This window comes from Pantoea sp. PvP021 (assembly GCF_054056055.1).
In genome coordinates this window covers 325,267-351,703 of sequence record NZ_JBSRXX010000001.1, presented here as the reverse complement: position 1 = coordinate 351,703, position 26,437 = coordinate 325,267, and the positions used below count along the sequence as shown (strand labels likewise).

Genomic DNA, 26,437 nt, shown 5'->3' with positions numbered 1-26,437 from the left:
ACTCCGATTAGCCCGCCGCTGGCGGGCTTTTTTTTCTTCTTTAATCCGCTGCGCATGCGGGATGTCAGTGCTGGTCTAAACTTAAGAGACTGGAATAAAAGGAGAGAGTTATGTTTAAGCACAATACGAATGAAGAACGTAAGAAAGAAGGTGATGTCAGCAAAAGCCTGCCGGAAGCCGCGCCAAACGCTGGTAATGCTTACGAGGAAGATGATCATCCTGCCACTGATGCGCCGAAAGATCATGGCGAAGTGCCGCGCAAAAATGATGACAGCCAGGATGACAAAAAAGATCCTTACAAGGCAAGCTGATGTGCGAGAGGCGCGCCCGCTGGGCGCGCTGGTCAGCGTTAAGATTTAATGAGATCGGCAAGCTGGTGCTGATTTTCAACCAGCCAGGCTGGAAAATGTTCGGATGTCACCGGCACTATCTCCATCCTTCGCGGACGGTTCCAGATATCAATATTGTTCTCAACGCAGCGCCGTATATGATCCGGATTGTTAAATTCGGGACAGTTACGTTCGGTATGAGAAATCGAAGACATTTTTTCACTGATGCGCTCATCGCTCATTACCCAGGAAAAATGCCATCCTCCATTCTTAATGGTTTTTGTCCGGAAATTTAGCCACTTCCAGCGCAACCAGTTCTCGCGTATCGGTGTACCACGACGCTTAACATTGCGAAGCAATTCCGGTTGTCCCCTGAAAAATTCTCGCAGTGTTTTACAGGTCACCATTTTTGCCAGGGTGGCACAGCGCGGTGTGCCGTTGTCATTTAAAACCCGGACATTAAATTTAAAATTGAAATATTGCTGATGCAGCGTCGTGCAAAGATGTTGATGACTGAATGCTTTTATCGCCTCAGGCCGGGGAATTTCATCGACGTCTGACACAATAACAATATCATCATCCTGCGCACCGGCCAGCCCTTGCATAATCTGATTACGTGCAGTGGCTTCATTTTCCCAGGGATCTGTCTCACCCGCATTAACCACAGAACTATTCGATTTAAAGGCTTCCTGATAAAATCTGGGCGCAATATCGTTAACAATATAAATAATTTTATCGCGGAAACGATCGAACTTCTCAATATCAAAATGAAGCTTTTCCCGGCGTTTTCCGGTAAAGGTGTAGCGCGATTCCACAATGACAAACCGATCAACAACATGCTCAAGCGTGTTCAGACGCATCTCAAGCAAGATATCTTCATTGTAGTACAAAAAACAGTCATAAATCATAGTATTCAGAGGCATTTAAGTAGTAAGTATTTCATCAGGACACCTCAGCATGCGTAACACAACAGAGGTATAACGCCTTTTACTGGGTCGTTTTTTAGTGAACCTGATGTGTGTGTAATGTACTGCGTAAAACTATACATGTTTATAATAAACTGGCTAACAAAGGCTGCAGGCAATGATTTTCGGGCATCCACCTCAAAGCAGACTAACGATATGATGAGCAACCATTCAGAGTGATATTTACCTGACATTCACCTGACAACGGTTAACACCAGCAGACAGCATGAGTCACCTGATGCGGGCTACTGAGTTCCTGTCCGTTGCTTACATCATAATGCGTTGCGCAGAATGTTACATATAGTCCGTAACGCCAGCAATATTAAGCGCAGATTTTTGATTAAAATGAGCGATACGATCAATATCCGGATATTATTGGTCAACAAAATAACTATGATGGTTTAGTTAATGAAGAAGATCATTATTGCCCTGAGCATAAGTCTGATGGGCGGATGCGTAGATATGGGACGGGTTGGATTACATCCGACAACAAAAACCGCTTATTTCAACGGTCATCCTTTTCAGGTTGAATCCTGCCTTAGCGTAGCGGCACAGGATCAAAGACTCTATCTGGAGCAGGATGAACCTCTGCCGGATGGCACGAAGCGATATAATCTTGAGCAGGATGATGAAACCGTGGCCTGGGTTGAAATTGCAAAGTTCAGCCATCATCAGACCAGTGCGACATTTTACTATGCTCCAAAAGCATCAGATATCAGCACAGCAGTTTCAGGGATGATCGCGCGGTGCAAAACATCACGTTAAATGCCGCGTCGGCATGAATGTGATGCAGGATGGACGACCAGGAGACAGAATAAGTTGTCAGACCAGCCCGAGCACAAGCGCTGGCCTGACAATCTTTCGCACTCTTCTATTCTAAGGCTTTTATCACGCCCGCTTCCGGGCTATGCCATGTTCAGGAGTGTGCAGTCAAAGCTCAGCCTATTTAGCCGGTTCGCAATCATAGGCACCTCGTATGCGGATCTGACTCTGGCTGGTGCGGACGATTTCAGCTCTTAACAGCCCTTTACCCTCACGGTTCGTCAGTTCCATATCCACCATCCCCGGCGCTTTGCTGTTTTTCACCAGCAGTTTGACCGTCGCGTTGTCGTAATCGCCCTTCTCTTTCGCAAAGGTGACTTTCTGCGTTTTTGCACGTTCTCCATTCACCGAGAACCAGCCGCTCTTGTCAGGTTTAAGATAGAACGGCCCGCACTGCGTGGCAGTAAAGGCTGGAGCCGATAAGCTGATTAACGATGCGATAAGGATAAGTTTTTTTAGCATTGGGCTGGCCTCCTGCTGATGGGTGATGAGGGGTCAGGTCGCCTGCACTTAAGAGTGAGTTCCCTGCTGCACGGCTCGTAATAAAGAGCAGTATAGTCAATGACACCTGCATTATCGCCAGTACAGGGTCATAGACTCGGCAAAGGGATCGGCCTTGATGCTGGCAACGCACTACCCTAATCCACTGCCACGCAGGCGTGCCTTGTTCAGCGGAATCAGCTCACTAAACCTGCATATGCATAATTTCACTTTGAATATTTAGCATATCAGGTTGCTGTGCGTTGAAGCGTGGTTTTACAGAGACATACCGCAAGTCACAAACTGCCGTCGTGGTGGTTTTGAGGTGATTTGCGGTATTTTTTTGTGCTACATATGTGCTACGGCTAAATCGTGGGCCGGAGAGGCTCGTACACGGACACTACCTCCGCCGTCACCTTCCCCAGCACGATAATCCCTTCCATGCCCTCTCCGTCGATCGTCTCGCCGTCCGAAGTGATAATCCCTGTGCTGAACAATCTGCCAAGTTGCGGGTATTCGCCTATCTGGAATGCGATTTTGTCGCCCGGTACTGGCTTGAGTGATTTGTCCGCCAGCACGAACCCGTCCGGCGTCTCAATCAGGATCATGTTGTTGCGGTGAGGCATCAGTACATCATTCAGGTCGATGCGCCGCTCGATATAATCGGACGCTGGTGATGGAAATCCCATAGCTACCTCACGTATCCCATGTTGCGTAACGACCAGGTCTTATTCTCGCTTTCCTCTGTAACCAGCTCGAAGAAGAAATTCTGGTAACGCCGAATCCACCGGTTGCACTCTGCCAGCGTCCATACGTGATTCAGGTCATCCAGGCGCTTCTGGAATGCCGCAGTGGTGACAATGTCGCCCCCTGCCGTCCTTCGTTATCGCTCCAGTGAACGCCGCGTGTATGTCACTCTCTCTCGCCATGATAAATCCTCCTCTGACAAATACTGTATGGATAAACAGTAATATCGATCGGTAGTTTTGATCAAGGCGGAGCGGCGCACAGATTTGTAAAGGGATTGATGGCGAAGGATTTTTAGTTGGCGGTGGCGGTGGCGGTGGCGGTGGTGAGTTATTAATCTAAAATCACACACCCGGCAGCCTGCTGAGACTGGCGCGGTCTGTAGTTGCCCCGTCGCCCAGGCTTTTTTTAATGGGATATTTCTTAGTTGTGATCATTGAATTATCCTTTACGAAATGACAAGATCTGCCTCTTTACGAGAGTTAAACATGCTTAAGCTGTTTGCGAGGTACGCCTCTGTTGGTGTGATTAATACATTGCTTCACTGGATTGTGTTTTCGCTTCTCTACACACAAGGACAGCCACAGGCACTGGCTAATTTTTCTGCTTTCTGTGTAGCTGTTACATTTTCATTTTTCGTAAACGCTAAGTGGACTTTTAACTCAGAAGCTACAGCCATCAGATACATAACTTATGTATTCTTCATGGGGGCTATGGCGTACGGAGCGGGATGGGGTGCTGACAGGTTTAATCTAAGCCCATTTATAACACTGACATCCTTCTCTTTTATCAGTCTTGTGGGTGGATTCATCTACTCGAAATTCATCGTTTTCAGGGAAGAGAAATGAAAATATCCCTCGTTGTACCTGTATTTAATGAAGAAGAGGCTATACCCCTCTTTTATAGAGCCGTTCGAGACTTTGAAGGTTTTAAAGATAATGAATTAGAAATCATATTCATAGATGACGGTAGTACTGATAGCACTTCGTCTATAATGGAAGAAATAAGCCATGAAGATGGGCTCGTGAAAAATGTGTTTTTCACAAGAAATTTCGGAAAGGAATCAGCTTTATTTGCAGGCCTTGAGGAGGCCTGTGGGGATGTGATTATTCCTATTGATGTTGACCTGCAGGACCCTATAGAAGTCATTCCTGAAATGCTTGAAAAATGGGGCAATGGGTCCGATGTGGTTCTAGCAAAGAGAGTGGATCGAAGCACGGATAGTCACCTAAAGCGAAAGACAGCAGAATGGTTCTACAAACTTCACAATAAGATTAGCTCGCCGAAAATTGAAGAGAATGTGGGCGATTTCCGTCTAATGTCCAGAGAGATTGTTGATAACATAAAGCTTCTCAAGGAGAGAAATCTTTTTATGAAGGGAGTGCTTAGTTGGGTTGGAGGGAAAACTGATATAGTTGAATATACTCGTGCTGAGCGTATCGCAGGCAAAACTAAGTTTAATGGCTGGAAGCTTTGGAACTTGGCCTTAGAAGGCATTACTTCATTTTCCACGTTTCCTCTTAGGATGTGGACCTATATTGGACTTTTCGTTGCTGGCGTGTCATTTTTATATGGTTCTTACACTGTAATTGATACTTTAATATTTGGTAACCCTGTTAGTGGCTACCCTTCCATAATCGTTTCCATTCTCTTCCTTGGCGGCGTACAGCTTATTGGAATAGGCGTTCTTGGTGAATATATAGGAAGAATTTATATGGAAACCAAAGCAAGGCCAAAATATTTGCTAAAGAGAAAAGGTGAGAAGTGAAATATATAAGACACTTATATTTAACTTCATGCATTGCAGTTCTGCTGCTGTGCGCTGGGTTTTTCTACGCTTGGAATGGTAACTTTTACACAAGTGCGATGGAGCCCAATAATTTATCTAAAGGGAATATAGATATGTGCCTCATAGGAGATGATGTAATTGAAGTAAGGGGGTGGGCTTATCTTCCTGCCACAGGAAGAGTGTTAAACAGCATTTATGCTGAGACACTAGATGGTGAAATGTTATCACTGCCTGCCACAGCCTATCATATAATTAGCGTTCAAAAGGATCTCTTGTTGACGGATTATGAAATGCCAGGCTTCCATGCACTTAAGAGAAACCTACAAAAAATCAGTTTTACAGGGAACATAATCGTTGTCAGTAAGTCAGAAAATGGAGGCGTAGGTGTTATCAAATTCAAATGTTAAATTTAATTTCATTTATATCACGACATTGTTTTTATTAATGGCTTTGCTGGGAATGCATATTCATCTGCGCCCTAATGCTGACGATCAGTTTTTCTTAAGTATGGCGGGCGATAGCGTTTTCAATTCGCTACATAATAGATACTACAACTGGTCAGGAAGGCTGTCAATTGAGCTTATACTTCTCACTACAATTAAGCATAGCTTATTTTGGAAGTTTGCGATCCCAATATCAACTTTGTTATTGTGTTATGCAATAGCTAGAATGGCAGATTTCGATAAAAATAAATATAGAGCAACACTTTTGACCCTAACCCTAGGGCTTTTGATAAAATATGATATTCTTAAAGACTCTGTTTTATGGGTAACAGGATATTATAATTATCTATTGCCTGCATCTCTTTGTATCTTCTCCATGTGGCAGGCAAGTATTCGTTCTGAATCAATTACAAAAATGCAATTTTCTGCATTATTTTTTTCTTTCATATATTCATATAGCGAGCAGGCTGCAGTTTTTTCTCTATGCTTTTTGTTAATCATATTTACTTTAAAAGACATTGGAAACAAAAAGTTTATCTCTTTATTATTCACCATAACATTAATTAACTTTCTAATATGCTACCTTGCGCCAGGCAATAAAGTAAGGGCGGCTGTCGAAGCATGGTTTGCATTTCCACAATTCCTTAACTTAACTTTATTCCAAAAGTTGAGTCTCGGAGTGTCATGTTTCTATAAACATGCTACTGATAAACACAATTTATTATACCAATTACTTCTAATTACATGTGCCATTTTAAATATAAAGAGAAAGCGTGGATTAATTACTTATATTGCCACCTCTTTCATTTTGCTACATATAGCCTTAGTGTATTTTGGTTCGGGCCTCAACATTCACTTATATCAAACGCAGGTTTTTGATGAGTATTTCTGGGTTTCATATCGGTCATTCATTTCGTTAGCCATTTCTTTAATAGCTTTCCTGTCAGTTATATTAACAATAATTGAATGTGATAAAAACATGGGGATTAACATTCCTTCTGTAGCAATCACCTGCGGAACCATTACTGTTTTAGCAATGGGTCTATCGCCCACAGTCTTTGAGTCTGGCGAAAGGATATATTTCATTTTTGATTGCTCAGTTTTATATTGCCTGGCATCATTAATGAGGAATATAATAAAACCAAGAGTCAAGTAAAATATTACATCAAGCAAATACATGGAGATATTATTTTGTTTTCATTTTTCAGCAATACAAAGAAAGATAAAATTGCACATGATTTAGCCGTGGTATTAGCAGCAAAAACTTGCGACTCTTCAGTTGCTGCTGATCTTCTGGAACACTATAGGACCCATTACGAAAAACTTACCAAAGAGATTGATGATATAAATTTTGATGAGGAGGAGGAGTTAGTGCGCCCTTGCTAACTAATGATGGCCGCAATTGCGGCCATCATTCACTTTACGCTCCAGCTTACGCCGCTTAATGACAAATAATTAGCTGATGTCCATCCATAGATTTTTGCCTGACCGTTAGTGCCTATAACTAACTTTAGCACTGCACTCTGGTCTGAGTATGCAATCAAATTAACATTGGCCTTTGGTGCCATTGACTTGGGTATTGTAAAGATAGTTGTCCCATCAACTGTAGTTCCAGTAGAACGAAAAATAGTACCCGACATTACAATTATTCCCTCGTGAGAAATGTCGGCGAATATTGGATTGTCGTTTGAGTTGATGGACCAATTGTTAGCCGGACTAGCTATTAGGGCCGAATTCACCGCAAATGTATTTCTCGTAGAAACAACGCCCATAACGGCCTGAGCCATCCTCCGCCCGATGAGCTTATTTGCAAGGGATGTGGGATGGATGTTGTCATGAACAACTGAATCACCCAATCCAACCATGTTTATCGCTGAGGCAGGGTTAACGTAGTATGAAACAACTGGGCCTTCAAACTCTGTGAGGTCTATAAGCTTCACGGATCTCTGTGCCGCCACCCTAGACACAATCCCTCTGTAACGGGCCGCCCTCTCAGCGTTAGCCGATGCCTGCCCCCTCTCTCCCGCTTCCAAGCGCGTATACCACAGCCCAAACTTAGCTAGAGCGACAGTTTTATTTGCGTTAACACAAATATCGATCATTGCATTCAGGTTGGACGTATAGGTATTGAAGTCGACCTGTCCTTGCGCGTCATTTGTTCCCACGGCAATAATCACCAAGTTGGCATCAGCAACCCCTTGGCTTTGCATGATGGCTAGCTGCTGGCTGCTCGTCTGACCGGCAACCGCGGAGTCAATAATGTTCCATGCTCGAAGGCCTGAGCTAAGTTCAAGCTCTTTTTTAAGGTAGGCTGGCCAATAGTCATAGCGGGAAGAGGAAACAGAATCTCCGAAAATTTTAATAGCCAGGAATCTTGACGCATTTACGGCGGCATTTTTAGTCACCACCGGATTGATTATGTTCACGGTGCCATTACTTAGGCCACTCTGGAAGTAACCACCAAATCCCGCATCAATAATAAACCCATTCGTGGAAGTGGAGTAAACTACGAAGCCGTTAAAGCAGACATCAAAGTTGCTGAATGAGTTAATCTTAATAGACCATTCGCTATTTACGGCACTGTATGCTGGGTGGTTTCCCTTCATAGGAACGTCAATAGCAGCCTCAGTGGCATTTGAACCAGATATTTTAGTGACAAGCGTAAGTCCTGAGCCATCTTGATCTGTATAAGCTTTGAGCGCGTAATACCCACTAGTAGTCCTTACCACGGCTAAAAGATATGGCGTTGAAGAGACGGCGATGTAAGATGATATCTTATCACCTGGCTTCGCATTATAAGCGGCGTAATACAGGGTATTATTGCCAGAGGCGACAGTGAAGTTGGCTTGCGAGGCGTCCATGAATGTAAACTGTGACGCTACCTACGAATCTGAGTTAAATGGCGCGCTCAAAGGAGTAAGTTGCGTATTGCAGATCAGTGGGATCACATTACTGTAATCATATGAATAGCTTTCAAGGAAGCTATCTTTTTGTGCAAACGAATGAACATTTGTTGACGACAACATGTAGTTTACATTGATGTTTCTGAAATATACTTTTGTATCTCTGGTGAATGACATAAGCACAGAGCTTGGGCGTCCAACAAGCGCATCATCAGGAACAGATAATTTCACTCCATTTTCTACATCAAACGTAATGCCCTGGAGATTATTTGGCTCAAAAGATGAAAAATAATAGATGTTTGCCGATCCCAGCACAAAAGGAAGGCGGATGTATTTATGTCCGCCTGAAATTAAGGACGTGAGAGATGCTGAGCAATCCATTGCGCCATCAGGAATGCATGCCGTACCTGAACCATCTGCGATGCTTACTGACTCAAGTAACTTCCTTTGAAGGGTTATTGACTGAGAACCCTGCACTGGGACTCGGGCATTAACTATTTTAGATCCACGGCCCGTATCGCTTGCGATTAGATCTGATCTCAGGGAAGAGTCACCCACTGAAATCCACGCATTTACTCCAAATCCGCCCGTTGCCTCTGGAGTTGAACCAGCCAAAACGTTTTTCGGTAACGGTCCATCCCACCGATAATATTCTCCGTCATCAGTATCTTTAATGATTTGGTTTGGCAGTTCTAGATTGTATCCCTCCTGAAACGTTCCCACCGGAATCCAGCCGTATTGTGCAATGGCTTGCTGAGCCAGCCATCGAAGCCCTTCTATTGTGTAGTGGCGGCCCCCAAACCTATCGATGTACTGCTGCGCTAAAGAATTGACGAACTCATCAATTTTCCCCGCGTTGAATTTCAGATCGCGAGGAGACTCGCTTGGAACTTGATTTTGTGTAAGTTGAGTAGCCATATTTTTTCCATAAAAAAAGCCAACGCTAAGGCTGGCCTGGTGTTGGATTGGTTGCTGTCAGGGGTAAATCAGGTCACTGTATTCAGCGAGGCTTAAAGCTGTTGTGCCATCGCTATTTGGCTGCTTTTCGCTTATGACCCACTGAGTGGCGTTAAGCTCTTCTGTGGTTACGATTACATAACGCGAAGGAGATTGAACGTCATAGCCGTCAAAGATGTTCAGCGCCACCTGAGGGATGGCCGCAGTGAAACCAAAGGCTGTTTCTGAGTGAGGCGATGCCGGATAGCGAGCAGACGAGTTGCCAATTGAATCAGTAATGACCACATACATCGAGCCTGAAAATTTAATGCGCTCGCTGGTTTCAAATGAATTCCCTCTGCGTGAAACGATATATCCAGCCTGCTGATTAGTGTCATGTGTGTCAGGAACCTGCACCATATCACCTACGTTAACCCACTCCCCATCAGCAAGGGCTGTAATAGCCATGCTCATACGGGAATAAAGCAATCGTCGGCACTCCTTCTGAGCGCGGAAATCAGCCTGAAAACTATCCCGGATATACATCATTTCAAACTTTTTGGCTTTTACTGGTTGGCCTAATTCGATCTGAATATTTCTTACCCGGTAGCGCATGTAAGCCTGCTTATTGGTGGTTGGATTTCGGTACTGCACCTCAACACCGTCATAGCCCCCGGGAAGCGTCATGTCGTAGCTTAATGAGTATCCCGAATCTACAGTGTTGGACCGGTTGAAAACCGTTGCCGGGACAGTTCTTTTCGCGTCGAGCGTAAAAGATAGAACGCTGTCATCCCAGTAAACACTTACCCCTGCCGCATCACATATGTTCTCCATTCTCTGACCCAGCGACACATCCTCATCATCAAAGGTATAGTCAAAATAGCCAAGCCGCTGATCCCGCGCATCAATCTCTGCCTGAATCTGATAAAGACCATATATGTCGATTGAGTTCTCAGGCTGACCGCCAATGACTAGCCAGTTGTGAAGAGCAATATCTGCAAACTTTCTTGATGCCCTAATCGTGCAATCGACTCTCTGCGTGCTCATGTTGTATGTGATCACATGCCGGTTAATAAGAGCATTATATTTCCTGTCTCGCGCACTAGTGGCGTTCTCAGTCTGCCTGACCGTAACACGCACCAGCGTGTCATTGGGGTAACTGACATTAGTGCGTATGTTTACGCTGTGAATGGCCTCGACCTTGAGCTTACTGTTGTCACCACTGTTATCTGTGCGCTGGAAAGTCACCGCATATCGCCCGTAACCACCAGCCGGCGTTAGCTTATCTGTTCGATAGAATGTGTCAGAAGTGGACTGGTGAGGCGTAGTCTGTCGATAAAGGAACGTCTGAGTTGTTCCCGGCACCTGGACATTATCATCATCGACTTTCCAGATCGTAACCTGCCAGTTGGTCTCGCTTTTACCACCCAATCCTGACTGCGTGTGCAGCCAAAGCTGCGAGGATTGTACCGGTGAAAAGAACGGGCCAATCGCCAGTGCCTGGTTGTCATTAAGAATGAACTTAGTCGTGTTAATTGTTGCGGTAGATATGTATGAGGCGTTTGATCCTTCAATGCTGTCGATGACAAAATTGTAGTAATAAATCGGCGCTGTAACGGACCCGTTAGATGTCTGCGTGGCCGATATCAGATTGCCTGATAATGTGAAGTCCTGAGTAACATTCCCGCTAGCTGTTGGGTATGTAGCATTCACCACAAAGGAAACGGCGTGGGGTAGTGTCAGGCCCATGAAGTAGTCAAAGCTCGCTTGCTTAACGATCTTCATGAGAATCTGGCCGCCGGAGTAGCTTCCGCTTATCACTGTGGTAGCAGTGGCACTCTCAATAGGGAAATCCTCGGACTCGTTCTTACCAGGCACCTCCTGACCATCAACATCATCAAACTGGTAGCCTTCATTTATGGTGCCGATCACATCACCCGGGTTATATACGGTGAACGACGCTCCAGCCATCGACCCTAGGTTACTTTCCGAATATCTGACTGAGCTGACAGTGTATTTTCCAATACCAAAATTCATGAACTCAGTCAGGTATTTTAAATTGTTCGTATATTCAAAGAGAGACTCTTGTATCAGGTCAGGAAAGGCCCTGATCAGACCGTAATTATCAGGCTTGGCTTCTCCATTACGGGCAAGATTAGTCTGACCCTTCAGGCTGTTGTTTGATGATGTTTTGCTTTGCCCGATGTTGCCTGTTCCGGGCTGCTTGATGAGCCCACTCATGATTTTCTGAGTAAACTTTATCGGGTTGAAGTGCTCGAGCGGGTTAAGGAGGGTTTTGGCTAGATCGCCTGATTTTGGCTGATCGAAGATAATAACCCTGTCATCTTCCTGCAGGCTGAAACCGATATCGTCATCGTCCCGAAGCTCGCGACCGTTAACGCTGATGCGTAATTCGTTATGAAGATTCTGGTCAGTCAGCCACTCATTGAACGCCACACCCGCAGGTGCTTTAACTCTCTCTTTTGGCAGCCCCGGAACACGCTGCATCTGGATAATTGGCATACTGATAGAACTCCACGCGCGTGAATAGTTTTTGTATTGTTCGGATGCTGTCTGAGCGCACATGCCCATTCTCTCCGCGGCTGTGCAATGCCCGGCCGTCAAGAGTCAGTCCGACGTGAACCGGCTGGCTGCCGTACCAGGCAATAAAGATTCCGTTGTCACTGAAGATATCCGTTTGCCGCCAGTAAACGACCTCGCCTGTAAAGCACGTCAGGAAGTCAGCGCCAGATTCGTAGTCAGGCTGATGATGAATCTCCACGCCCAGCACATGACGGTAATAGAGAACTACCAGCGCCCAGCAATCCATAGCCTCAAAGGTACATGACCTGTCACGCCATGGGGCTCCTGTCACCCTATAGATGAACTCAGCTTTAAGCATTCTGTAGCCCCGGAAATTCCTCTGGCGTATACAACCGGCCAACGTTGTTATTTAGAGGGTTTTTAAGCGTCAATGGATGGAGGGGCGTGAATATAAGCACGTATCGCCTGATGGCGCGCCGCGTGATAACAGCATGTGCTTTTACGACTGGAAAGCGATTGAGAAGTGGATTGATAACCAGCCGGCAGCGATTGCCAGGAAGAAATCTGCTTAAATGCAGATCCATTTCAACAGGAGAAGGCGTATGTCTGGATATCCGACAGGAGTGGCTCCCAACAAGAACCACCTTCGAATCTGGTTCATGTATGAGGGGCAAAGACGGTGGGAGGCAATCGGCGTAGCCGATACACCCAAAAACAGGAAGATGGCTGGCGAGCTGCGTAGCAACATCGTCTACCGCATTAAGACAGGGACGTTTGATTACCGGAGTGAGTTTCCCGATTCACCAATGTTTAAGAACGAGGTGGGTTCATCGAAGTTGGTGGCTATCAGGGATGTGGCGGATTTATGGCTGAAGCTCAAAAAGCCTGACTGGGCCAACAGCTCTTATGTCACGACAGAACGTCGAGTCAGGGTGACACTGGATATCATCGGCAACGGAAAGGATATCAGGTCGGTTATGCAGAAGGACCTGCTCAACCTGCGCATCGAGCTTCTCAGTGGCAGCTACTTCACGGGCAGGAAGATGAATATAGAAAAGAAAGGGAGGACGGCGGCCACGGTAAACTCCAGCATGGCAGACCTGAAAGCTATCTTCGCCTTTGCTCATGGCAACGGGTATATAGAGGCAAATCCCATGACGGGAATAAAACCGCTCAAGAAATCCAGTAAACGGCCAGACCCGATCACGCGGGAAGAGTACCCTCGCCTCATCGCAGCATGCTCAACACACCAGACGGCAAACATGTGGTCACTTGCCATCCTAACGGGATTACGTCACGGAGAGATATGCGCTCTGGCATGGGAGGACATTGACCTTGAAGCGAAGAAGCTGACAGTCAGCCGAAACCTCACGCCACAGGGTCTATTCACGCCGCCGAAGACGGAAGCGGGAAACCGCGTCATCTGTCTGATAGGCGCAGCCGTTGATATTCTGCGTGATCAAAGGGAGCTGACCCGAATGTATCCTCAGACCTCATTCACCTTTCATACCAGGGAGTATGGCGAGCGCATTGAGGAACAGAAGACATTCGTGTTCAATCCCTGCGTTAACGCAGTCAACGGCAGGTCTGGAGCATATTACTCAACAGAGTCACTCGGACAGATATGGACCGGCGCACTGAGGCGTGCAGGCCTGCGTCACCGGAAAGCATATCAATCACGTCATACCTTCGCATGCTGGGCTCTCTCAGCAGGCGCAAACCCGAACTACGTTGCATCGCAAATGGGCCACTCCGATGCGCAGATGGTGTACCGGGTTTATGGCGCCTGGATGTCAGAGAACAATACCGACCAGCTATCACTCATCAACACGAAAATGAGCGATCTTGTGCTACGTACGTGCTCCACCAAAGTGGCAGTATGATAAACCTTAATAGCTTCAGACAGTTACCCGCCTAAACCTGCATATTCATAATTTCACTATACGCCGACACCAGCTTGTTCCTGACCTGAATACCCATCTGCATTGAGATTGACGATTTCTGCAGATCGACCATCACATCATTAAGCGCGATACCGGGTTTACCCATCTCAAAATCCTGCGCCTGGGTGCGGGCGGTGGTCTGCGTCTCGCTGATCTTATCCAGCGCCGCTTTCATAGTTGCACCGAAATCGATCTGATTAGGGGCTTCACTGCTGCGGTTGCTGGCCTGCAGTGAGGTCGCCTGAAGCTGCTGCAGTACGCCGTCAATTGCCTGAATGGACATGAACGATACCTTATAAAGGAGGATGATATTTTTTCTGTGGGGAAAAGTTAGCACGTTGTCAATGAGACAAAGCCGCTAAATGACATCAAAAACCCTACCTTATCCAGCCATCGAATTTTCCTTATCACCTAATAATGCCTGGCATTGAAGTGGAAATTTTATCTACGCAGGTCAGGGAGTCTGTTTTGCCATCTCAACTTACCCGGTCAATTACGTCAGGCAGGAATCGGTCATGAATGCGAGTACAGCCGCCACAACAGAACAAGAAAAGAAAGGCTTCGGTGACCTGCTCGCTCGCCTGCGCGCAAATCCGCGTATTCCTTTAATCGTCGCTGCCGCCGCCGTTGTGGCGATAGTGATCGCGATGGTGCTCTGGGCGAAGCAGCCCAGCTATAGCGTCCTTTATAACAACCTTACAGATGAAGATGGCGGTGCCATCGTCACGCAGCTGACGCAGATGAACATCCCTTATCGCTTCGCCGAAAATGGCGGCGCGCTGATGGTGCCGGAAGCGAACGTGCATGAGCTGCGTCTGCGTCTGGCTCAGCAGGGTCTGCCGAAAGGCGGCTCGGTGGGTTTTGAGCTGCTGGATAAAGAGAAGTTCGGTATCAGCCAGTTCAGCGAGCAGGTTAACTACCAGCGCGCGCTGGAAGGCGAACTGGCTCGTACCATCGAATCACTCGGTCCGGTTAAAAGCGCCCGTGTTCATCTGGCGATGCCAAAACCAACCTTATTTGTGCGTGAGCAGAAAGCGCCATCCGCCTCTGTTACCTTAACCCTGCAGCCTGGCCGTGCGCTGGATGAAGGCCAGATTCAGGCCATCGCCCACATGGTCTCAAGCAGCGTCGCCGGTTTACCGCCGGGCAACGTCACCGTGGTCGATCAGACCGGTCGCCTGCTGACCCGCTCTGACTCCGCCGGTCGCGACTTGAATGATGCACAGCTCAAGTATGCCTCTGAAGTTGAAGCTCGCTACCAGCAACGTATCGAAGCGATCCTGAATCCGATTCTCGGTCAGGGCAATGTGCATGCGCAGGTTACCGCGCAGATTAACTTCGACACCGCCGAGCAGACCGACGAGAAATATCAGCCTAACGCTAACCCGTCGAACTCAGCGATTCGTTCACGTCAGACCAGCACCAGCGACCAGTCAGGCAGCCCTTATCCGGGCGGCGTGCCGGGCGCGCTCTCTAACCAGCCTGCGCCAGCTAACACTGCGCCGGTGACGACGCCGAACAACACTGCCGCCAATGGTCAGAATGCTAACGGTCAGAACAACGCGGCGAATAACGCTAACCAGACCACCAGCACCGCAGCGGCCAGTGCCGGACCGACCAACTCGCGTCGTGACGACACGGTGAACTACGAGCTGGATCGCACCATTCGTCATACCAAGGTCAACGTTGGCGACGTACAGCGTCTGTCGGTTGCGGTCGTGGTGAACTTCCGTGCAGATGATAAAGGCAAAGCGGTTGCGCTGAACGAACAGCAGCTGAAGCAGATTGAAGATCTGACCCGCGAAGCGATGGGCTACTCCCAGAACCGTGGCGACAGCATCAACGTGGTGAACTCGCAGTTCAACACTACTGAACCAGTGACCACCGATCTGCCCTTCTGGCAACAGCAGTCGTTCTTTGATCAGCTGATGAATGCCGGTAAGTGGCTGTTGATTGCTCTGGTAGCCTTCATCCTCTACCGCAAACTGGTTCGTCCGCACCTGGTTCGCAAGCAGGCCGCAGAGAAAGCCGCCGCGGAAGCCGTTGCCGCTCGTGCGACTGAGCAACCGGAAGAAGAAGCCTTTAATGTGCAGCTCAGCAAAGATGAGCTGGATCAGGAACGTAAGTCTAACAACCGCATGAGCGCAGAAGTGATGAGTCAACGCATCCGCGACATGTCAGAAAACGATCCGCGCGTTGTAGCGCTGGTAATTCGCGAATGGATGAGTAAAGAGCTATGAGTCTGACCGGAACCGAAAAAAGCGCCATCCTGATGATGACCATTGGCGAAGAGCGCGCCGCGGAAGTTTTCAAACACCTGAACCAGCGTGAGGTCCAGCACCTGAGCGGCGCGATGGCCAACATGCGTCAGGTGTCGCATAAACAGCTGACTGAAGTGCTGCGTGAGTTCGAAGCGGATGCTGAGCAGTTCGCGGCGCTGAGCCTGAACTCCAACGAATACCTGCGTTCGGTGCTGACCCGGGCACTGGGCGAAGAGCGCGCCTCCAGCCTGCTGGAGGACATTCTCGAAACGCGCGACACCACCAGCGGCATGGAAACGCTCAACTTTATGGAGCCGCAGGCTGCTGCCGACCTTATTCGCGACGAGCATCCACAGATCATCGCCACCATCCTGGTCCACCTCAAGCGTGCCCAGGCCGCCGATATTGTGGCGCTGTTCGACGAACGTCTGCGTCACGACGTGATGCTGCGTATCGCCACTTTCGGTGGTGTCCAGCCAGCCGCGCTGGCCGAACTGACAGAAGTACTGAACGGCCTGCTGGATGGCACCAACCTCAAGCGTGCGAAGATGGGCGGCGTGAGAACCGCAGCCGAGATCATCAACCTGATGAAAACGCAGCAGGAAGAGGCGGTTATCGAAGCCGTACGCGACTTCGATGGCGAACTGGCGCAGAAAATTATCGACGAGATGTTCCTGTTCGAAAACCTGGTGGCAGTGGACGACCGCAGCATCCAGCGTCTGTTGCAGGAAGTGGAGTCCGAGCAGTTGCTGGTTGCACTGAAAGGTGCCGAACAGCCACTGCGCGAGAAGTTCCTCAAAAACATGTCAGCCCGTGCGGCGGATATCCTGCGCGACGATCTGGCCAACCGTGGCCCGGTGCGTATGTCCGCAGTGGAAAACGAACAGAAAGCGATCCTGCTGGTGGTACGCCGCCTGGCCGAGTCAGGCGAGATGGTGATTGGTGGTGGCGAGGAAACTTATGTCTGATGCATTTTCTGCGCGCCCCTGGCAGCTGTGGCAGCCCACGGATTTAGGCCGTTTCGATGAGCCTGCTGAACCGGAGCTGCAGCCAGAAATTTACGAAGCTGAAGATGGCGTTGATGAGCAGCAACAGCAGCTCGAACGCCTGCAGCAGCAGATGCGCAAAGAGGCACAGGGCCAGGGTTACAACGAAGGCTATCAGCAGGGTGTGACCGAAGGCCAGAAAGCCGGCTACGACGCCGGTTTTCAGCAGGGTCTGGCCGATGCCCAGCAGCAGCAGGCGCCCCTTCAGGCGCGTATGCAGCAGCTGGTAACCGAGTTCCAGAACACGCTTGAATCGCTGGACAGCGTGATTGCGGCCCGTCTGATGCAACTGGCGCTGGAAGCGGCACGCTCGGTGATTGGTCAGGCGACCACGGTGGATGGCACCGCCCTGCTGCGCCAGATTCAGGGTTTACTGCAGCAGGAACCGATGTTCAGCGGCAAACCGCAACTGCGTGTTCACCCGGATGACTTACAACGCATTGAGCAGACCCTGGGTCCGACGCTGGATCTGCACGGCTGGCGGCTGATCGCTGACAGCACCCTCCATCCTGGCGGCTGTAAACTCAGCGCAGAAGATGGCGACCTGGATGCCAGCGTCGCGACGCGCTGGCAGGAACTCTGCCGCCTTGCCGCACCGGGAGAACTGTAATGACCACTCGTCTGAATCGCTGGCTCGGCTCGCTCGACGCCTTTGAGAAACGCATCGCCCAGGTGCAGCCGGTGCGCCGTTATGGCCGTCTGACCCGTGCCACCGGCCTGGTGCTGGAAGCGACCGGCTTACAGCTGCCGCTGGGTGCGACCTGCGTAATCGAACGCAACGATGGCAAAACCATCAGTGAAATCGAAAGCGAAGTGGTGGGATTCAACGGTCAGAAGCTGCTGATGATGCCACTGGAAGAAGTGGACGGCATTTTACCGGGTGCGCGGGTCTATGCGCGCCAGAACGGAGAGAACCCGCAGGCGGGCAAACAGATGATGCTGGGGCCGGAACTGCTGGGCCGCGTACTCGATGGCAGCGGGCGACCGCTGGATGGCCTGCCGTCTCCGGATACTGGCTATCGCGCGCCGCTGAACACCCCGCCGTTTAACCCGCTGCAGCGTACGCCGATCACCGACGTGCTGGATACCGGCGTGCGGGCGATCAACGCCCTGCTGACGGTCGGTCGCGGGCAGCGTATGGGCCTGTTCGCCGGTTCGGGCGTGGGTAAAAGCGTGCTGCTTGGCATGATGGCACGCTACACCAAAGCGGACGTCATCGTGGTCGGTCTGATTGGCGAACGTGGCCGCGAAGTAAAAGATTTTATCGAGAACATTCTCGGCGCTGAAGGCCGCGCCCGTTCAGTCGTGATCGCCGCCCCGGCCGACGTTTCGCCGCTGCTGCGCATGCAGGGTGCCGCTTACGCCACGCGTATCGCTGAAGATTTTCGCGACCGCGGCCAGCATGTGTTGCTGATTATGGATTCCCTGACCCGCTACGCCATGGCGCAGCGTGAGATCGCGCTGGCGATTGGTGAGCCGCCGGCCACCAAAGGCTATCCGCCTTCCGTGTTCGCCAAACTGCCTGCGCTGGTTGAGCGTGCCGGTAACGGCATCGACGGCGGCGGCTCGATCACCGCCTTCTATACCGTCCTGACCGAAGGCGACGATCAGCAGGACCCGATCGCCGACTCCGCGCGCGCCATTCTCGACGGCCACATTGTGCTGTCGCGTCGGCTGGGCGAAGCGGGTCACTATCCGGCCATTGATATAGAAGCCTCGATCAGCCGAGCGATGACCTCGCTGATCGATGAGAACCACTATGCGCGGGTGCGCCAGTTTAAGCAGCTGCTCTCCAGCTTCCAGCGTAACCGCGATCTGGTAAGCGTCGGTGCTTATGCCGCGGGCAGTGATCCGATGCTTGATAAAGCGATCACGCTCTATCCGCAGATGGAAGCCTTCCTGCAACAGGGCATCTTTGAGCGCAGTGATTACGACGACGCCAGCCTGCATCTGCATGCGCTGTTTGGCTAGTCACACGAATTAACGCGAGGTAACGGCAATGAAAACTGCAAATGCCATCGATACGCTGCGCGACTTAGCGGAGCAGGATCTCGAACGCGCTGCCATCTATTTAGGCGATATGCGTCGCGGCCAGCATGCCGCGAACGAGCAGCTGACGATGCTGCTCGATTATCAGGACGAATATCGCAACAAGCTCAACGATGACATGTCATCGGGTATTGCCAGCACCCGCTGGACCAACTATCACCAGTTTATTCAGACGCTGGAAAAAGCGATTGAGCAGCACCGCAACCAGCTTAATAACTGGAATCAACGGCTGGAACAGGCGCTGATCAACTGGCGTGACAAACAGCAACGGCTGAACGCCTATCAGACGCTGATTACGCGCGCAGCAGAAAATGCATTACGACAGGAAAACCGTCTCGATCAGAAACGGATGGACGAATTTGCCCAACGGGCCGCATCGAGGAGAGGTGAATGATTACGCTGCCAAACATTGCTATGAAAGCGACGGTAAAAACCGACGCAGAACCCTCAGTCTCAACTGACCCTGCTGCGGGTGCCGATGCCCTGCCGCAGGACTTTCTGACCGCACTGGGAAACCAGTTGCTCGGCCTGGCTAAACAGCAGGGAAAAGCGGCGCAATCCGCTGACGTTAAAGCAGAAACTGCCGATGACGCCCGTCCGAAGGCCCCGCTGAATGCCCTGATGGCAGCACTGGAAAATCCTGCTGCGCTGACCGCTCTGTTTAAGCCGGAAAATATTAAAGGTGGGTCAAAATCAGCCGATGATAAAGACAAGCCGGACGTTGCACCCTTAAGCGCCAGCGATATGCAGAATATGCAGGCACTGTTCGCCATGTTACCGGGTGTAGCGGCTGTTACAGCCACCACGTCGACCCCGGTCAGCAGTGAAGCGGGCGAGATGATCGCCAAGACCGATACCGGCCGGAAAAGCCAGAGCTCGCTGACGCAACTGCTGAACAGCGCGCAGCAGAGCCACACACCGGGCGAAGATGAAAAGTCTGATGCCAGAAGCGACGTACAGAGCAAACCTGCCGTCACCACTGCCGCCAGCCAGAGTAACAACGCGGCGCAGGGTGCGACCAGCAGCGGCCTGACGCTCGACAGCAGTTTCCAGCAGGCGCTGAGCAACATGGTTAAGCAGGATGATCAGGCTGCGATTAAAGCCAGCGCCAGCGATAACGCGATCAATGCTACGCCAATCGCCACCGCCAGCAGCCTGCCTGCGCCGGTGACCGCCTCCGCGACCACCAGCACACCGTCAACGCCGATGCTGAACTCACAGCTGGGCAGCGACGAGTGGCAGCAGGCGCTGAGTCAGCAGATTGTGATGTTCAGTCGCAATGGCCAGCAGAACGCGGAATTGCGTTTACATCCGGAAGACCTTGGCGCTATCCAGATCAGCCTGAAACTGGATAACGACCAGGCACAAATTAATCTGGTTTCCAGCCATAGCCACGTCAGAGCAGCACTGGAAGCCGCGATACCGCAGTTGCGCAGCGCGCTGGCAGAGAGCGGTATCAACCTGGGCGAGAGTCAGGTGAGCAGTGACAGTTCCGCGCAGGGCCAGCAATTCCAGCAGCAGCAGGAGGCGCGCCGCGATGGACAGCATGGCCGCTTCTCCCTCACCCAGGACAGTGACACCGACATTACGCCGATCGCCGTTCCCGCCGCCCTTCAGGCTCGCGTTAACGGCAACAGCGCCGTCGACACTTTCGCCTGACAGCGGCAAACGCTGAAGGTAAGCGTAAAACCCGCGTCTTTTCTACCCATTGGTTTGACTTAAGACGCGGATAATCTGTCTCGTGAGCCGAGAGGCTTGCCCATAATTCACAGGAAGTAACTGCACCATGTCTGATAACGCGAAAGCAAAAAAAGGCAGCAAACGTAAACTCTTAATACCAGTGTTGCTCATTTTGACGCTGGCCGCTTGCAGCGTGGCAGGCTATGCAGTCTGGCGAATGATGAATAAACATGAGGGCGATAAGCCTGAGGTGGCGAAAGTTGAACCGCCTCCCGCTCCGGTCTTTTTTGCACTTGATACATTTACGGTTAACCTGGTCAATCCCGACAACGATCCCGACCGCGTGCTTTACGTAGGCTTTACCCTGCGTCTGGCCGATGAGGATACCCGGCGTCGGATGAACGACTATCTGCCTGAGGTGCGCAGCCGTTTGCTGCTGCTGCTCTCGCGTCAGAGCGCTGCGGCGCTGGCGACAGAGCAAGGAAAGCAGGCGCTTGTTGAACAAGTCAAACAGGCGCTGACACCCCCGCTGGTAAAAGGTCAACCTCCGCAGGCTGTAAACGATGTGCTGTTTACTGCCTTCATTTTGAGGTGAATCAATGGGCGATAGCATTCTCTCCCAGGCTGAAATTGACGCCCTTTTAAACGGCGACAGCGGCAGTGCGGAAGAAGAAAAGAAACAAAACGGACCGGAAGGCGATATTCGTCCTTACGATCCGAACACCCAGCGCCGTGTGGTTCGCGAGCGTTTGCAGGCGCTGGAGATTATTAATGAGCGTTTTGCCCGTAGTTTCCGTATGGCGCTGTTTAACCTGCTGCGCCGTAGCCCGGATATCAGCGTCGGGGCGATCAAGATTCAGCCGTATCACGAGTTTGCCCGCAATCTGCCGGTGCCAACCAACCTGAACCTGATCCACCTGAAGCCGCTGCGCGGCACCGCGCTGGTAGTGTTCTCACCGAGCCTGGTGTTTATCGCTGTCGACAACCTGTTTGGTGGCGACGGACGTTTTCCGACTAAAGTCGAAGGCCGTGAGTTTACCCATACCGAGCAGCGCGTTATTCGCCGCATGCTGAAGCTGGCGCTGGATGGTTACAGCGACGCATGGAAGGCCATTTATCCACTGGACGTTGAGTATGTACGTTCAGAGATGCAGGTAAAGTTCACCAACATCACCACTTCACCGAACGACATCGTGGTTAACACGCCGTTCCAGGTGGAGATTGGTAACCTGGTGGGTGAGTTTAATATCTGTATCCCGTTTTCAATGATTGAACCGCTGCGCGAGCTGCTGGTGAATCCACCGCTCGAAAACTCACGTCAGGAAGATAACCACTGGCGCGACAACCTGGTCAAACAGGTGCAGCACTCTGAGCTGGAACTGATCGCGCACTTTGCCGAAACCTCACTGCGTCTGTCACGGATTTTGCAGTTGAAACCCGGTGATGTGCTGCCGATTGAGAAGCCGGAACGCATTATCGCCCATGTCGATAGCGTCCCGGTCTTAACCAGCCAATATGGCACGATGAATGGTCAGTACGCGCTCCGTGTCGAACACCTGATTAACCCGATTTTGAATTCGCTGAACGAGGAACAGCCCCATGACTGACAGTAATAAACCGTCTGACGATATCTCTGCGGACGATCTGTGGGCTGAAGCGATGAATGAGCAGGTCGGCAGCGGCAGTGCGCCGCAGACCGACGAAGTCTTTAAATCATTCGACAGCGGCAACGTCGCTGGATCGCTGCAGGATATCGATCTGATTATGGATATCCCGGTGAAACTCACCGTGGAACTGGGTCGCACCAAAATGACCATCAAAGAGCTGCTGCGTCTGGCGCAGGGTTCAGTGGTGTCACTGGATGGCCTGGCGGGTGAGCCGCTGGATATCCTGATCAACGGTTATCTGATTGCTCAGGGTGAAGTCGTGGTGGTGAACGACAAATATGGCGTGCGCATCACTGACATCATCACCCCATCTGAACGTATGCGTCGTCTGAGTCGCTGAAGAGTCACATTATGAATAGCCAGAATCAAACGCTGCAACCGGTTGCACCGCACGCTCAGGCGATCTCGACCGGCTCCATGCTGGCCCAGGTCAGCAGCGTGTTAGCCGTGATTATCTTATTGATTCTGGCCTGCGCCTGGCTGGCACGCCGTGTCGGCTTCGCGCCGAAAAAGGTCAGCGGCCAGGAGCTTAAACTCACAGCCAGCGTCTCAGTGGGCCAGCGCGAGCGGGTGGTGATTGTCGATACCGCTGATGCGCGTCTGGTGCTGGGCGTCACCGCACAGCAGATTACCCATCTGCATACTTTGCCGCCGGGTGAACCGGTCTCTGTGACGCCGGTTAACAGTGCGCCACAGGATTTTCGTCAGCTGTTACAGAACCTGGTTAAACGTCCCGGAAAACCACAATGATGCGTCGACTGCTTCCTTTATTGCCACTGTTGTTACTGGCACCGGTTGCCCATGCCCAGCTGCCGGGTCTGGTGAGTCACTCGCTGCCGAATGGCGGTCAGAGCTGGTCACTGCCGGTACAGACGCTGGTCTTTATCACTGCGCTGACCTTTATTCCGGCCGTGCTGCTGATGATGACCAGCTTCACCCGTATCATCATTGTGTTTGGTTTACTGCGTAACGCCCTGGGCACGCCCTCTGCGCCGCCTAACCAGGTGCTGCTCGGACTGTCGCTGTTTCTGACCTTCTTTATTATGGCGCCGACCTTCGACAAGATTTATCAGGATGCTTACCTGCCGTTCAGCCAGGACAAGATCAGCATGGAAGTGGCGATTGATAAAGGTGCCCAGCCGCTGCGCGAGTTTATGCTGCGTCAGACCCGTGAAGCGGATTTAGCCCTGTTTGCCCGTCTGGCGAATACCGCCCCGATTGCCGGTCCTGAAGCGGTGCCAATGCGTATTCTGCTGCCCGCCTATGTTACCAGCGAGCTGAAGACGGCTTTCCAGATTGGCTTTACCGTCTTTATCCCGTTCCTGATCATCGACCTGGTGGTTGCCAGCGTGCTGATGGCGCTGGGGATGATGATGGTCCCGCCAGCGTCCATCGCGCTGCCGTTTAAACTGATGCTGTTTGTTCTGGTCGATGGCTGGCAACTGCTGGTCGGTTCACTGGCGCAAAGCTTCTACTCCTGATCCCCCTTTTCTTACCGGAGCAACACATGACACCCGAATCAGTAATGGTAATGGGACAGGAAGCGATGCGCGTCGCCCTGATGCTGGCCGCCCCGCTGCTGCTGGCCGCACTGGTCAGCGGTTTGCTGATCAGCCTGATCCAGGCCGCGACCCAGGTCAACGAACAGACCTTATCCTTTATTCCTAAGATTCTGGCGGTTGCCACCACCGGTATCATTGCCGGCCCGTGGATGCTGAATCTGCTACTGGACTATATCCGCACCGTCTTTACCAACCTGCCTTACATCATCGGCTGATGATTACTCTCGACAGCAGCCAGCTGGTTCAATGGGTCAGCCAGTTCTTCTGGCCTCTGGTGCGCATCATGGCGCTATTCGCCACCGCACCGATCCTCAATGAACGATCCGTCAGCAAACGTGTCAAAATCGGTCTGGCGGTAATGATCACCTGGCTGCTGATGCCGCTGTTACCTGCGGTCAATGTCACCCTGTTTTCCCCTGAAGGCTTCCTGCTACTGATTCAGCAGATGCTGATTGGTATTGCACTCGGCTTCACCATGCAGTTCGCTTTTGCTGCCGTGCGCCTTGCCGGGGAAGTGATTGGTTTACAGATGGGCATCTCGTTCGCCACCTTTTTCGATCCTGGCAGCCGTCTTAACATGCCGGTGCTGGCCCGTTTTCTCGACATGCTGGCGATGTTGCTGTTCCTGACCTTTAACGGACACCTGTGGCTGATCTCGCTGCTGGCGGACAGTTTTCATACGCTGCCGATTGGCGGTCAGCCGCTAAATGCCAATGCGTTTATGGCGCTGGTGAAATCTGGCGGATTAATTTTCCTTAATGGCATGATGTTAGCGCTGCCCTTAATCGTTTTGTTACTCATGGTAAATCTGGTACTGGGTTTGTTAAACCGTGTTTCACCACAGTTATCAATCTTCGCAATTGGCTTCCCGATTACCTTATCAGTCGGAATTTTAACCATCAGCTTGCTGATGCCTCTGCTAGCCCCGTTCTGTGAGCATTTGTTCGGTGAAGTATTTGATTTACTCGCCGTGTTCCTGACAGAACTATCCCGTCCCTGAACATTAAGTTTCTAACTATCTTTGCATAACGATACTTAAGTATCGCAAAACCATCCGTGCATTTTCCGAACCATGTTTTCCAGAATGCAACTAAGGAAATTCTGATAAACGTGCGGAGAGTCTGAAAATAATTCTTATTAAACCGGGCTTCGCGTATTTTAGTGGGGTGGTTCACAGGAGCGGTCAGACTGTGAATGTGCAGGCAAAATCGACAAGACACTGAATTTACAAGAAAAAAATCTTTAAGTGATTTTTCTTGTTAAAAAATGTTTTTTCCGGCATTGTCAACGCACGCTGAGACATCACACTTTCGTAAAACAAATGTTTTTGAGAATTGTCCTATCAGAAAACTCCGCGTTTTCAAGGATAGTGACCTGGCTCCCAAAAAAATGAGTCTTACTTAACCTCCGACATTTCACTGGCACTCCCCGCCATGGCCGGAGAATGTGTGACGTCATGGCAGCACAAATTTTTTGCAGAACGGGTCAGGGATGAAGACTTTTACGGGCGGTTGCCTGTTGCCAAACTGCACGAGCAGAATAAAAAAGTACCTAAGAAATCTCTCTCGTACCGCAACGCGTATTCATCGTTGATTTAAACGGATAACAAATTGGTGAGGGTCGCTATTATGCCAACTATTATTATGGATTCCTGCAACTACACACGCCTGGGATTATCAGACTACATGTCTTTAAAAGGAGTTAAGAAGAAGAATATCTCTTCTGTCTCCGATATTGAGCAACTACAGCAAAAATGTGAGCAATTAAACCCTGGTGTCGTCTTTATTAATGAAGATTGTTTCATTCATGAATCCGATTCCAGTGAACGTATCCGCAGCATTATTACGCAGCATCCTGATACGCTGTTCTTTATATTCATGGCGATTAGCAATATCCATTTTGAGGAATATCTCTACGTTCGTAAGAACCTGATTATTACATCAAAATCGATGAAGACATCGACCCTGGATTCCTTACTCAGCACCTATTTGCAGAAGAAGCTTAACCAGTCTGCGCGTATCTCTTCGGGCATGGATGTACATCCATTAACGCTGAGCCAGACTGAGTCAAACATGCTGAAGATGTGGATGTCAGGTCATGATACCATCCAGATCTCAGATAAAATGCAAATTAAGGCCAAAACGGTATCGTCACACAAAGGTAATATTAAACGCAAAATCAAAACCCATAATAAGCAGGTTATTTATCATGTGGTGCGTTTAACGGATAATGTGACTTCAGGTATTTACGTTAATATCCGCTGATCATAAC

General features: G+C 50.2%; 31 protein-coding genes. 23 read left to right on the top strand and 8 right to left on the bottom strand.

Features of this window, described 5'->3' with window-relative positions:
* Positions 1-110: 110 nt before the first annotated feature.
* Entirely contained in the window at positions 111-311 is a 201-nt protein-coding gene (locus tag ACVKSX_RS01515) for a hypothetical protein (protein WP_010247636.1), read from the top strand.
* A 38-nt stretch (positions 312-349) separates the two neighbouring features.
* On the opposite strand, the gene ACVKSX_RS01510 is transcribed toward ACVKSX_RS01515, so the two are convergent.
* Positions 350-1,237, bottom strand: a complete 888-nt coding sequence (locus ACVKSX_RS01510; protein ID WP_354438251.1) for a glycosyltransferase family 17 protein — start codon at positions 1,235-1,237, stop codon at positions 350-352.
* Positions 1,238-1,702: 465 nt separating this feature from the next.
* Here ACVKSX_RS01510 and ACVKSX_RS01505 point away from each other — a divergent pair, with 465 nt between their 5' ends.
* Positions 1,703-2,059, top strand: a complete 357-nt coding sequence (locus ACVKSX_RS01505) for a hypothetical protein (RefSeq protein WP_354438250.1) — start codon at positions 1,703-1,705, stop codon at positions 2,057-2,059.
* Positions 2,060-2,236: 177 nt separating this feature from the next.
* On the opposite strand, the gene ACVKSX_RS01500 is transcribed toward ACVKSX_RS01505, so the two are convergent.
* Complete coding sequence (locus ACVKSX_RS01500; protein ID WP_354438249.1) at positions 2,237-2,578, bottom strand: hypothetical protein; 342 nt, start codon at positions 2,576-2,578, stop codon at positions 2,237-2,239.
* A gap of 383 nt (positions 2,579-2,961) precedes the next feature.
* Positions 2,962-3,285, bottom strand: a complete 324-nt coding sequence (locus ACVKSX_RS01495) for a S24/S26 family peptidase (RefSeq protein ID WP_307379529.1) — start codon at positions 3,283-3,285, stop codon at positions 2,962-2,964.
* 546 nt (positions 3,286-3,831) lie between these two features.
* Between ACVKSX_RS01495 and ACVKSX_RS01490 the strand changes: the two genes are divergently transcribed.
* The 5 genes from ACVKSX_RS01490 to ACVKSX_RS01470 are packed head-to-tail and all read left to right on the top strand — an operon-like array spanning position 3,832 to position 6,961.
* Positions 3,832-4,191 (top strand): GtrA family protein, encoded by a 360-nt coding sequence (locus ACVKSX_RS01490; RefSeq protein WP_307379526.1) that lies wholly within the window; start codon positions 3,832-3,834, stop codon positions 4,189-4,191.
* A complete protein-coding gene (locus ACVKSX_RS01485; protein WP_307379524.1) occupies positions 4,188-5,111 on the top strand; it encodes a glycosyltransferase family 2 protein in 924 nt (307 codons plus the stop codon). The genes ACVKSX_RS01490 and ACVKSX_RS01485 overlap by 4 nt, the downstream gene beginning before the upstream one ends.
* Positions 5,108-5,539, top strand: coding sequence for a response regulator (locus tag ACVKSX_RS01480; protein WP_307379521.1), 432 nt, complete (start codon positions 5,108-5,110; stop codon positions 5,537-5,539). Before ACVKSX_RS01485 ends, ACVKSX_RS01480 begins: the two co-directional genes overlap by 4 nt.
* Entirely contained in the window at positions 5,517-6,731 is a 1,215-nt protein-coding gene (locus ACVKSX_RS01475; protein ID WP_354438248.1) for a hypothetical protein, read from the top strand. The genes ACVKSX_RS01480 and ACVKSX_RS01475 overlap by 23 nt, the downstream gene beginning before the upstream one ends.
* A 35-nt stretch (positions 6,732-6,766) precedes the next feature.
* Positions 6,767-6,961, top strand: coding sequence for a hypothetical protein (locus ACVKSX_RS01470; protein ID WP_307379515.1), 195 nt, complete (start codon positions 6,767-6,769; stop codon positions 6,959-6,961).
* A 29-nt stretch (positions 6,962-6,990) separates the two neighbouring features.
* Here the strand turns inward: ACVKSX_RS01470 and ACVKSX_RS01465 are convergent, their stop codons facing one another.
* The 4 genes from ACVKSX_RS01465 to ACVKSX_RS01450 are packed head-to-tail and all read right to left on the bottom strand — an operon-like array spanning position 6,991 to position 12,316.
* Complete coding sequence (locus tag ACVKSX_RS01465; protein WP_354438246.1) at positions 6,991-8,436, bottom strand: SGNH/GDSL hydrolase family protein; 1,446 nt, start codon at positions 8,434-8,436, stop codon at positions 6,991-6,993.
* Positions 8,437-8,457: 21 nt separating this feature from the next.
* Complete coding sequence (locus ACVKSX_RS01460; protein ID WP_354438244.1) at positions 8,458-9,396, bottom strand: tail fiber/spike domain-containing protein; 939 nt, start codon at positions 9,394-9,396, stop codon at positions 8,458-8,460.
* A 57-nt stretch (positions 9,397-9,453) separates the two neighbouring features.
* The gene (locus tag ACVKSX_RS01455) at positions 9,454-11,937 is read right to left on the bottom strand and encodes a host specificity factor TipJ family phage tail protein (protein WP_354438242.1); all 2,484 of its coding nucleotides are present in this window, start codon (positions 11,935-11,937) and stop codon (positions 9,454-9,456) included.
* Positions 11,885-12,316 carry a peptidoglycan endopeptidase gene (locus ACVKSX_RS01450; protein ID WP_307379506.1) on the bottom strand — a complete coding sequence of 144 codons (432 nt, stop codon included), beginning with the start codon at positions 12,314-12,316 and terminating at the stop codon, positions 11,885-11,887. The genes ACVKSX_RS01455 and ACVKSX_RS01450 overlap by 53 nt, the downstream gene beginning before the upstream one ends.
* Positions 12,317-12,392: 76 nt before the next feature.
* Between ACVKSX_RS01450 and xisR the strand changes: the two genes are divergently transcribed.
* Together xisR and ACVKSX_RS01440 are read left to right on the top strand one after the other, a co-directional pair.
* The gene (gene xisR / locus ACVKSX_RS01445; protein ID WP_307379504.1) at positions 12,393-12,530 is read left to right on the top strand and encodes an excisionase family protein; all 138 of its coding nucleotides are present in this window, start codon (positions 12,393-12,395) and stop codon (positions 12,528-12,530) included.
* A gap of 30 nt (positions 12,531-12,560) precedes the next feature.
* Positions 12,561-13,841: an Arm DNA-binding domain-containing protein gene (locus tag ACVKSX_RS01440; protein WP_354438241.1), complete on the top strand. Its 1,281-nt coding sequence runs from the start codon at positions 12,561-12,563 to the stop codon at positions 13,839-13,841.
* Positions 13,842-13,872: 31 nt separating this feature from the next.
* Here ACVKSX_RS01440 and fliE read toward each other — a convergent pair whose 3' ends face one another.
* Entirely contained in the window at positions 13,873-14,184 is a 312-nt protein-coding gene (gene fliE, locus ACVKSX_RS01435; RefSeq protein ID WP_003854485.1) for a flagellar hook-basal body complex protein FliE, read from the bottom strand.
* A gap of 232 nt (positions 14,185-14,416) precedes the next feature.
* Here fliE and fliF point away from each other — a divergent pair, with 232 nt between their 5' ends.
* From fliF to rcsA, 14 genes are all read left to right on the top strand, one after another.
* Positions 14,417-16,141 carry a flagellar basal-body MS-ring/collar protein FliF gene (gene fliF / locus ACVKSX_RS01430; RefSeq protein WP_354438240.1) on the top strand — a complete coding sequence of 575 codons (1,725 nt, stop codon included), beginning with the start codon at positions 14,417-14,419 and terminating at the stop codon, positions 16,139-16,141.
* A complete protein-coding gene (gene fliG, locus ACVKSX_RS01425; RefSeq protein ID WP_010670853.1) occupies positions 16,138-17,130 on the top strand; it encodes a flagellar motor switch protein FliG in 993 nt (330 codons plus the stop codon). The genes fliF and fliG overlap by 4 nt, the downstream gene beginning before the upstream one ends.
* Positions 17,123-17,818, top strand: a complete 696-nt coding sequence (gene fliH, locus ACVKSX_RS01420; RefSeq protein ID WP_010247652.1) for a flagellar assembly protein FliH — start codon at positions 17,123-17,125, stop codon at positions 17,816-17,818. Before fliG ends, fliH begins: the two co-directional genes overlap by 8 nt.
* Positions 17,818-19,179 carry a flagellar protein export ATPase FliI gene (gene fliI / locus ACVKSX_RS01415; protein ID WP_010247655.1) on the top strand — a complete coding sequence of 454 codons (1,362 nt, stop codon included), beginning with the start codon at positions 17,818-17,820 and terminating at the stop codon, positions 19,177-19,179. Before fliH ends, fliI begins: the two co-directional genes overlap by 1 nt.
* Before the next feature lie 28 nt (positions 19,180-19,207).
* Positions 19,208-19,651: a flagellar export protein FliJ gene (fliJ, locus tag ACVKSX_RS01410; protein WP_003854478.1), complete on the top strand. Its 444-nt coding sequence runs from the start codon at positions 19,208-19,210 to the stop codon at positions 19,649-19,651.
* The gene (locus tag ACVKSX_RS01405; protein ID WP_354438238.1) at positions 19,648-20,916 is read left to right on the top strand and encodes a flagellar hook-length control protein FliK; all 1,269 of its coding nucleotides are present in this window, start codon (positions 19,648-19,650) and stop codon (positions 20,914-20,916) included. The genes fliJ and ACVKSX_RS01405 overlap by 4 nt, the downstream gene beginning before the upstream one ends.
* A gap of 127 nt (positions 20,917-21,043) precedes the next feature.
* Positions 21,044-21,532, top strand: a complete 489-nt coding sequence (gene fliL, locus ACVKSX_RS01400) for a flagellar basal body-associated protein FliL (RefSeq protein ID WP_033778945.1) — start codon at positions 21,044-21,046, stop codon at positions 21,530-21,532.
* A gap of 4 nt (positions 21,533-21,536) precedes the next feature.
* Positions 21,537-22,544 carry a flagellar motor switch protein FliM gene (gene fliM, locus ACVKSX_RS01395; protein ID WP_003854473.1) on the top strand — a complete coding sequence of 336 codons (1,008 nt, stop codon included), beginning with the start codon at positions 21,537-21,539 and terminating at the stop codon, positions 22,542-22,544.
* Positions 22,537-22,944, top strand: a complete 408-nt coding sequence (fliN, locus tag ACVKSX_RS01390) for a flagellar motor switch protein FliN (protein ID WP_337029783.1) — start codon at positions 22,537-22,539, stop codon at positions 22,942-22,944. The genes fliM and fliN overlap by 8 nt, the downstream gene beginning before the upstream one ends.
* Positions 22,945-22,955: 11 nt before the next feature.
* The gene (gene fliO, locus ACVKSX_RS01385) at positions 22,956-23,354 is read left to right on the top strand and encodes a flagellar biosynthetic protein FliO (protein ID WP_167430276.1); all 399 of its coding nucleotides are present in this window, start codon (positions 22,956-22,958) and stop codon (positions 23,352-23,354) included.
* Positions 23,354-24,085, top strand: coding sequence for a flagellar type III secretion system pore protein FliP (gene fliP, locus ACVKSX_RS01380; RefSeq protein WP_010247675.1), 732 nt, complete (start codon positions 23,354-23,356; stop codon positions 24,083-24,085). The genes fliO and fliP overlap by 1 nt, the downstream gene beginning before the upstream one ends.
* Positions 24,086-24,111: 26 nt before the next feature.
* Positions 24,112-24,381 (top strand): flagellar biosynthesis protein FliQ, encoded by a 270-nt coding sequence (fliQ, locus tag ACVKSX_RS01375; RefSeq protein ID WP_003854466.1) that lies wholly within the window; start codon positions 24,112-24,114, stop codon positions 24,379-24,381.
* Positions 24,381-25,166: a flagellar biosynthetic protein FliR gene (gene fliR / locus ACVKSX_RS01370; protein ID WP_010247683.1), complete on the top strand. Its 786-nt coding sequence runs from the start codon at positions 24,381-24,383 to the stop codon at positions 25,164-25,166. Before fliQ ends, fliR begins: the two co-directional genes overlap by 1 nt.
* Positions 25,167-25,794: 628 nt before the next feature.
* Entirely contained in the window at positions 25,795-26,430 is a 636-nt protein-coding gene (gene rcsA, locus ACVKSX_RS01365) for a transcriptional regulator RcsA (protein ID WP_010247685.1), read from the top strand.
* The last annotated feature ends 7 nt before the right edge of the window (positions 26,431-26,437 follow it).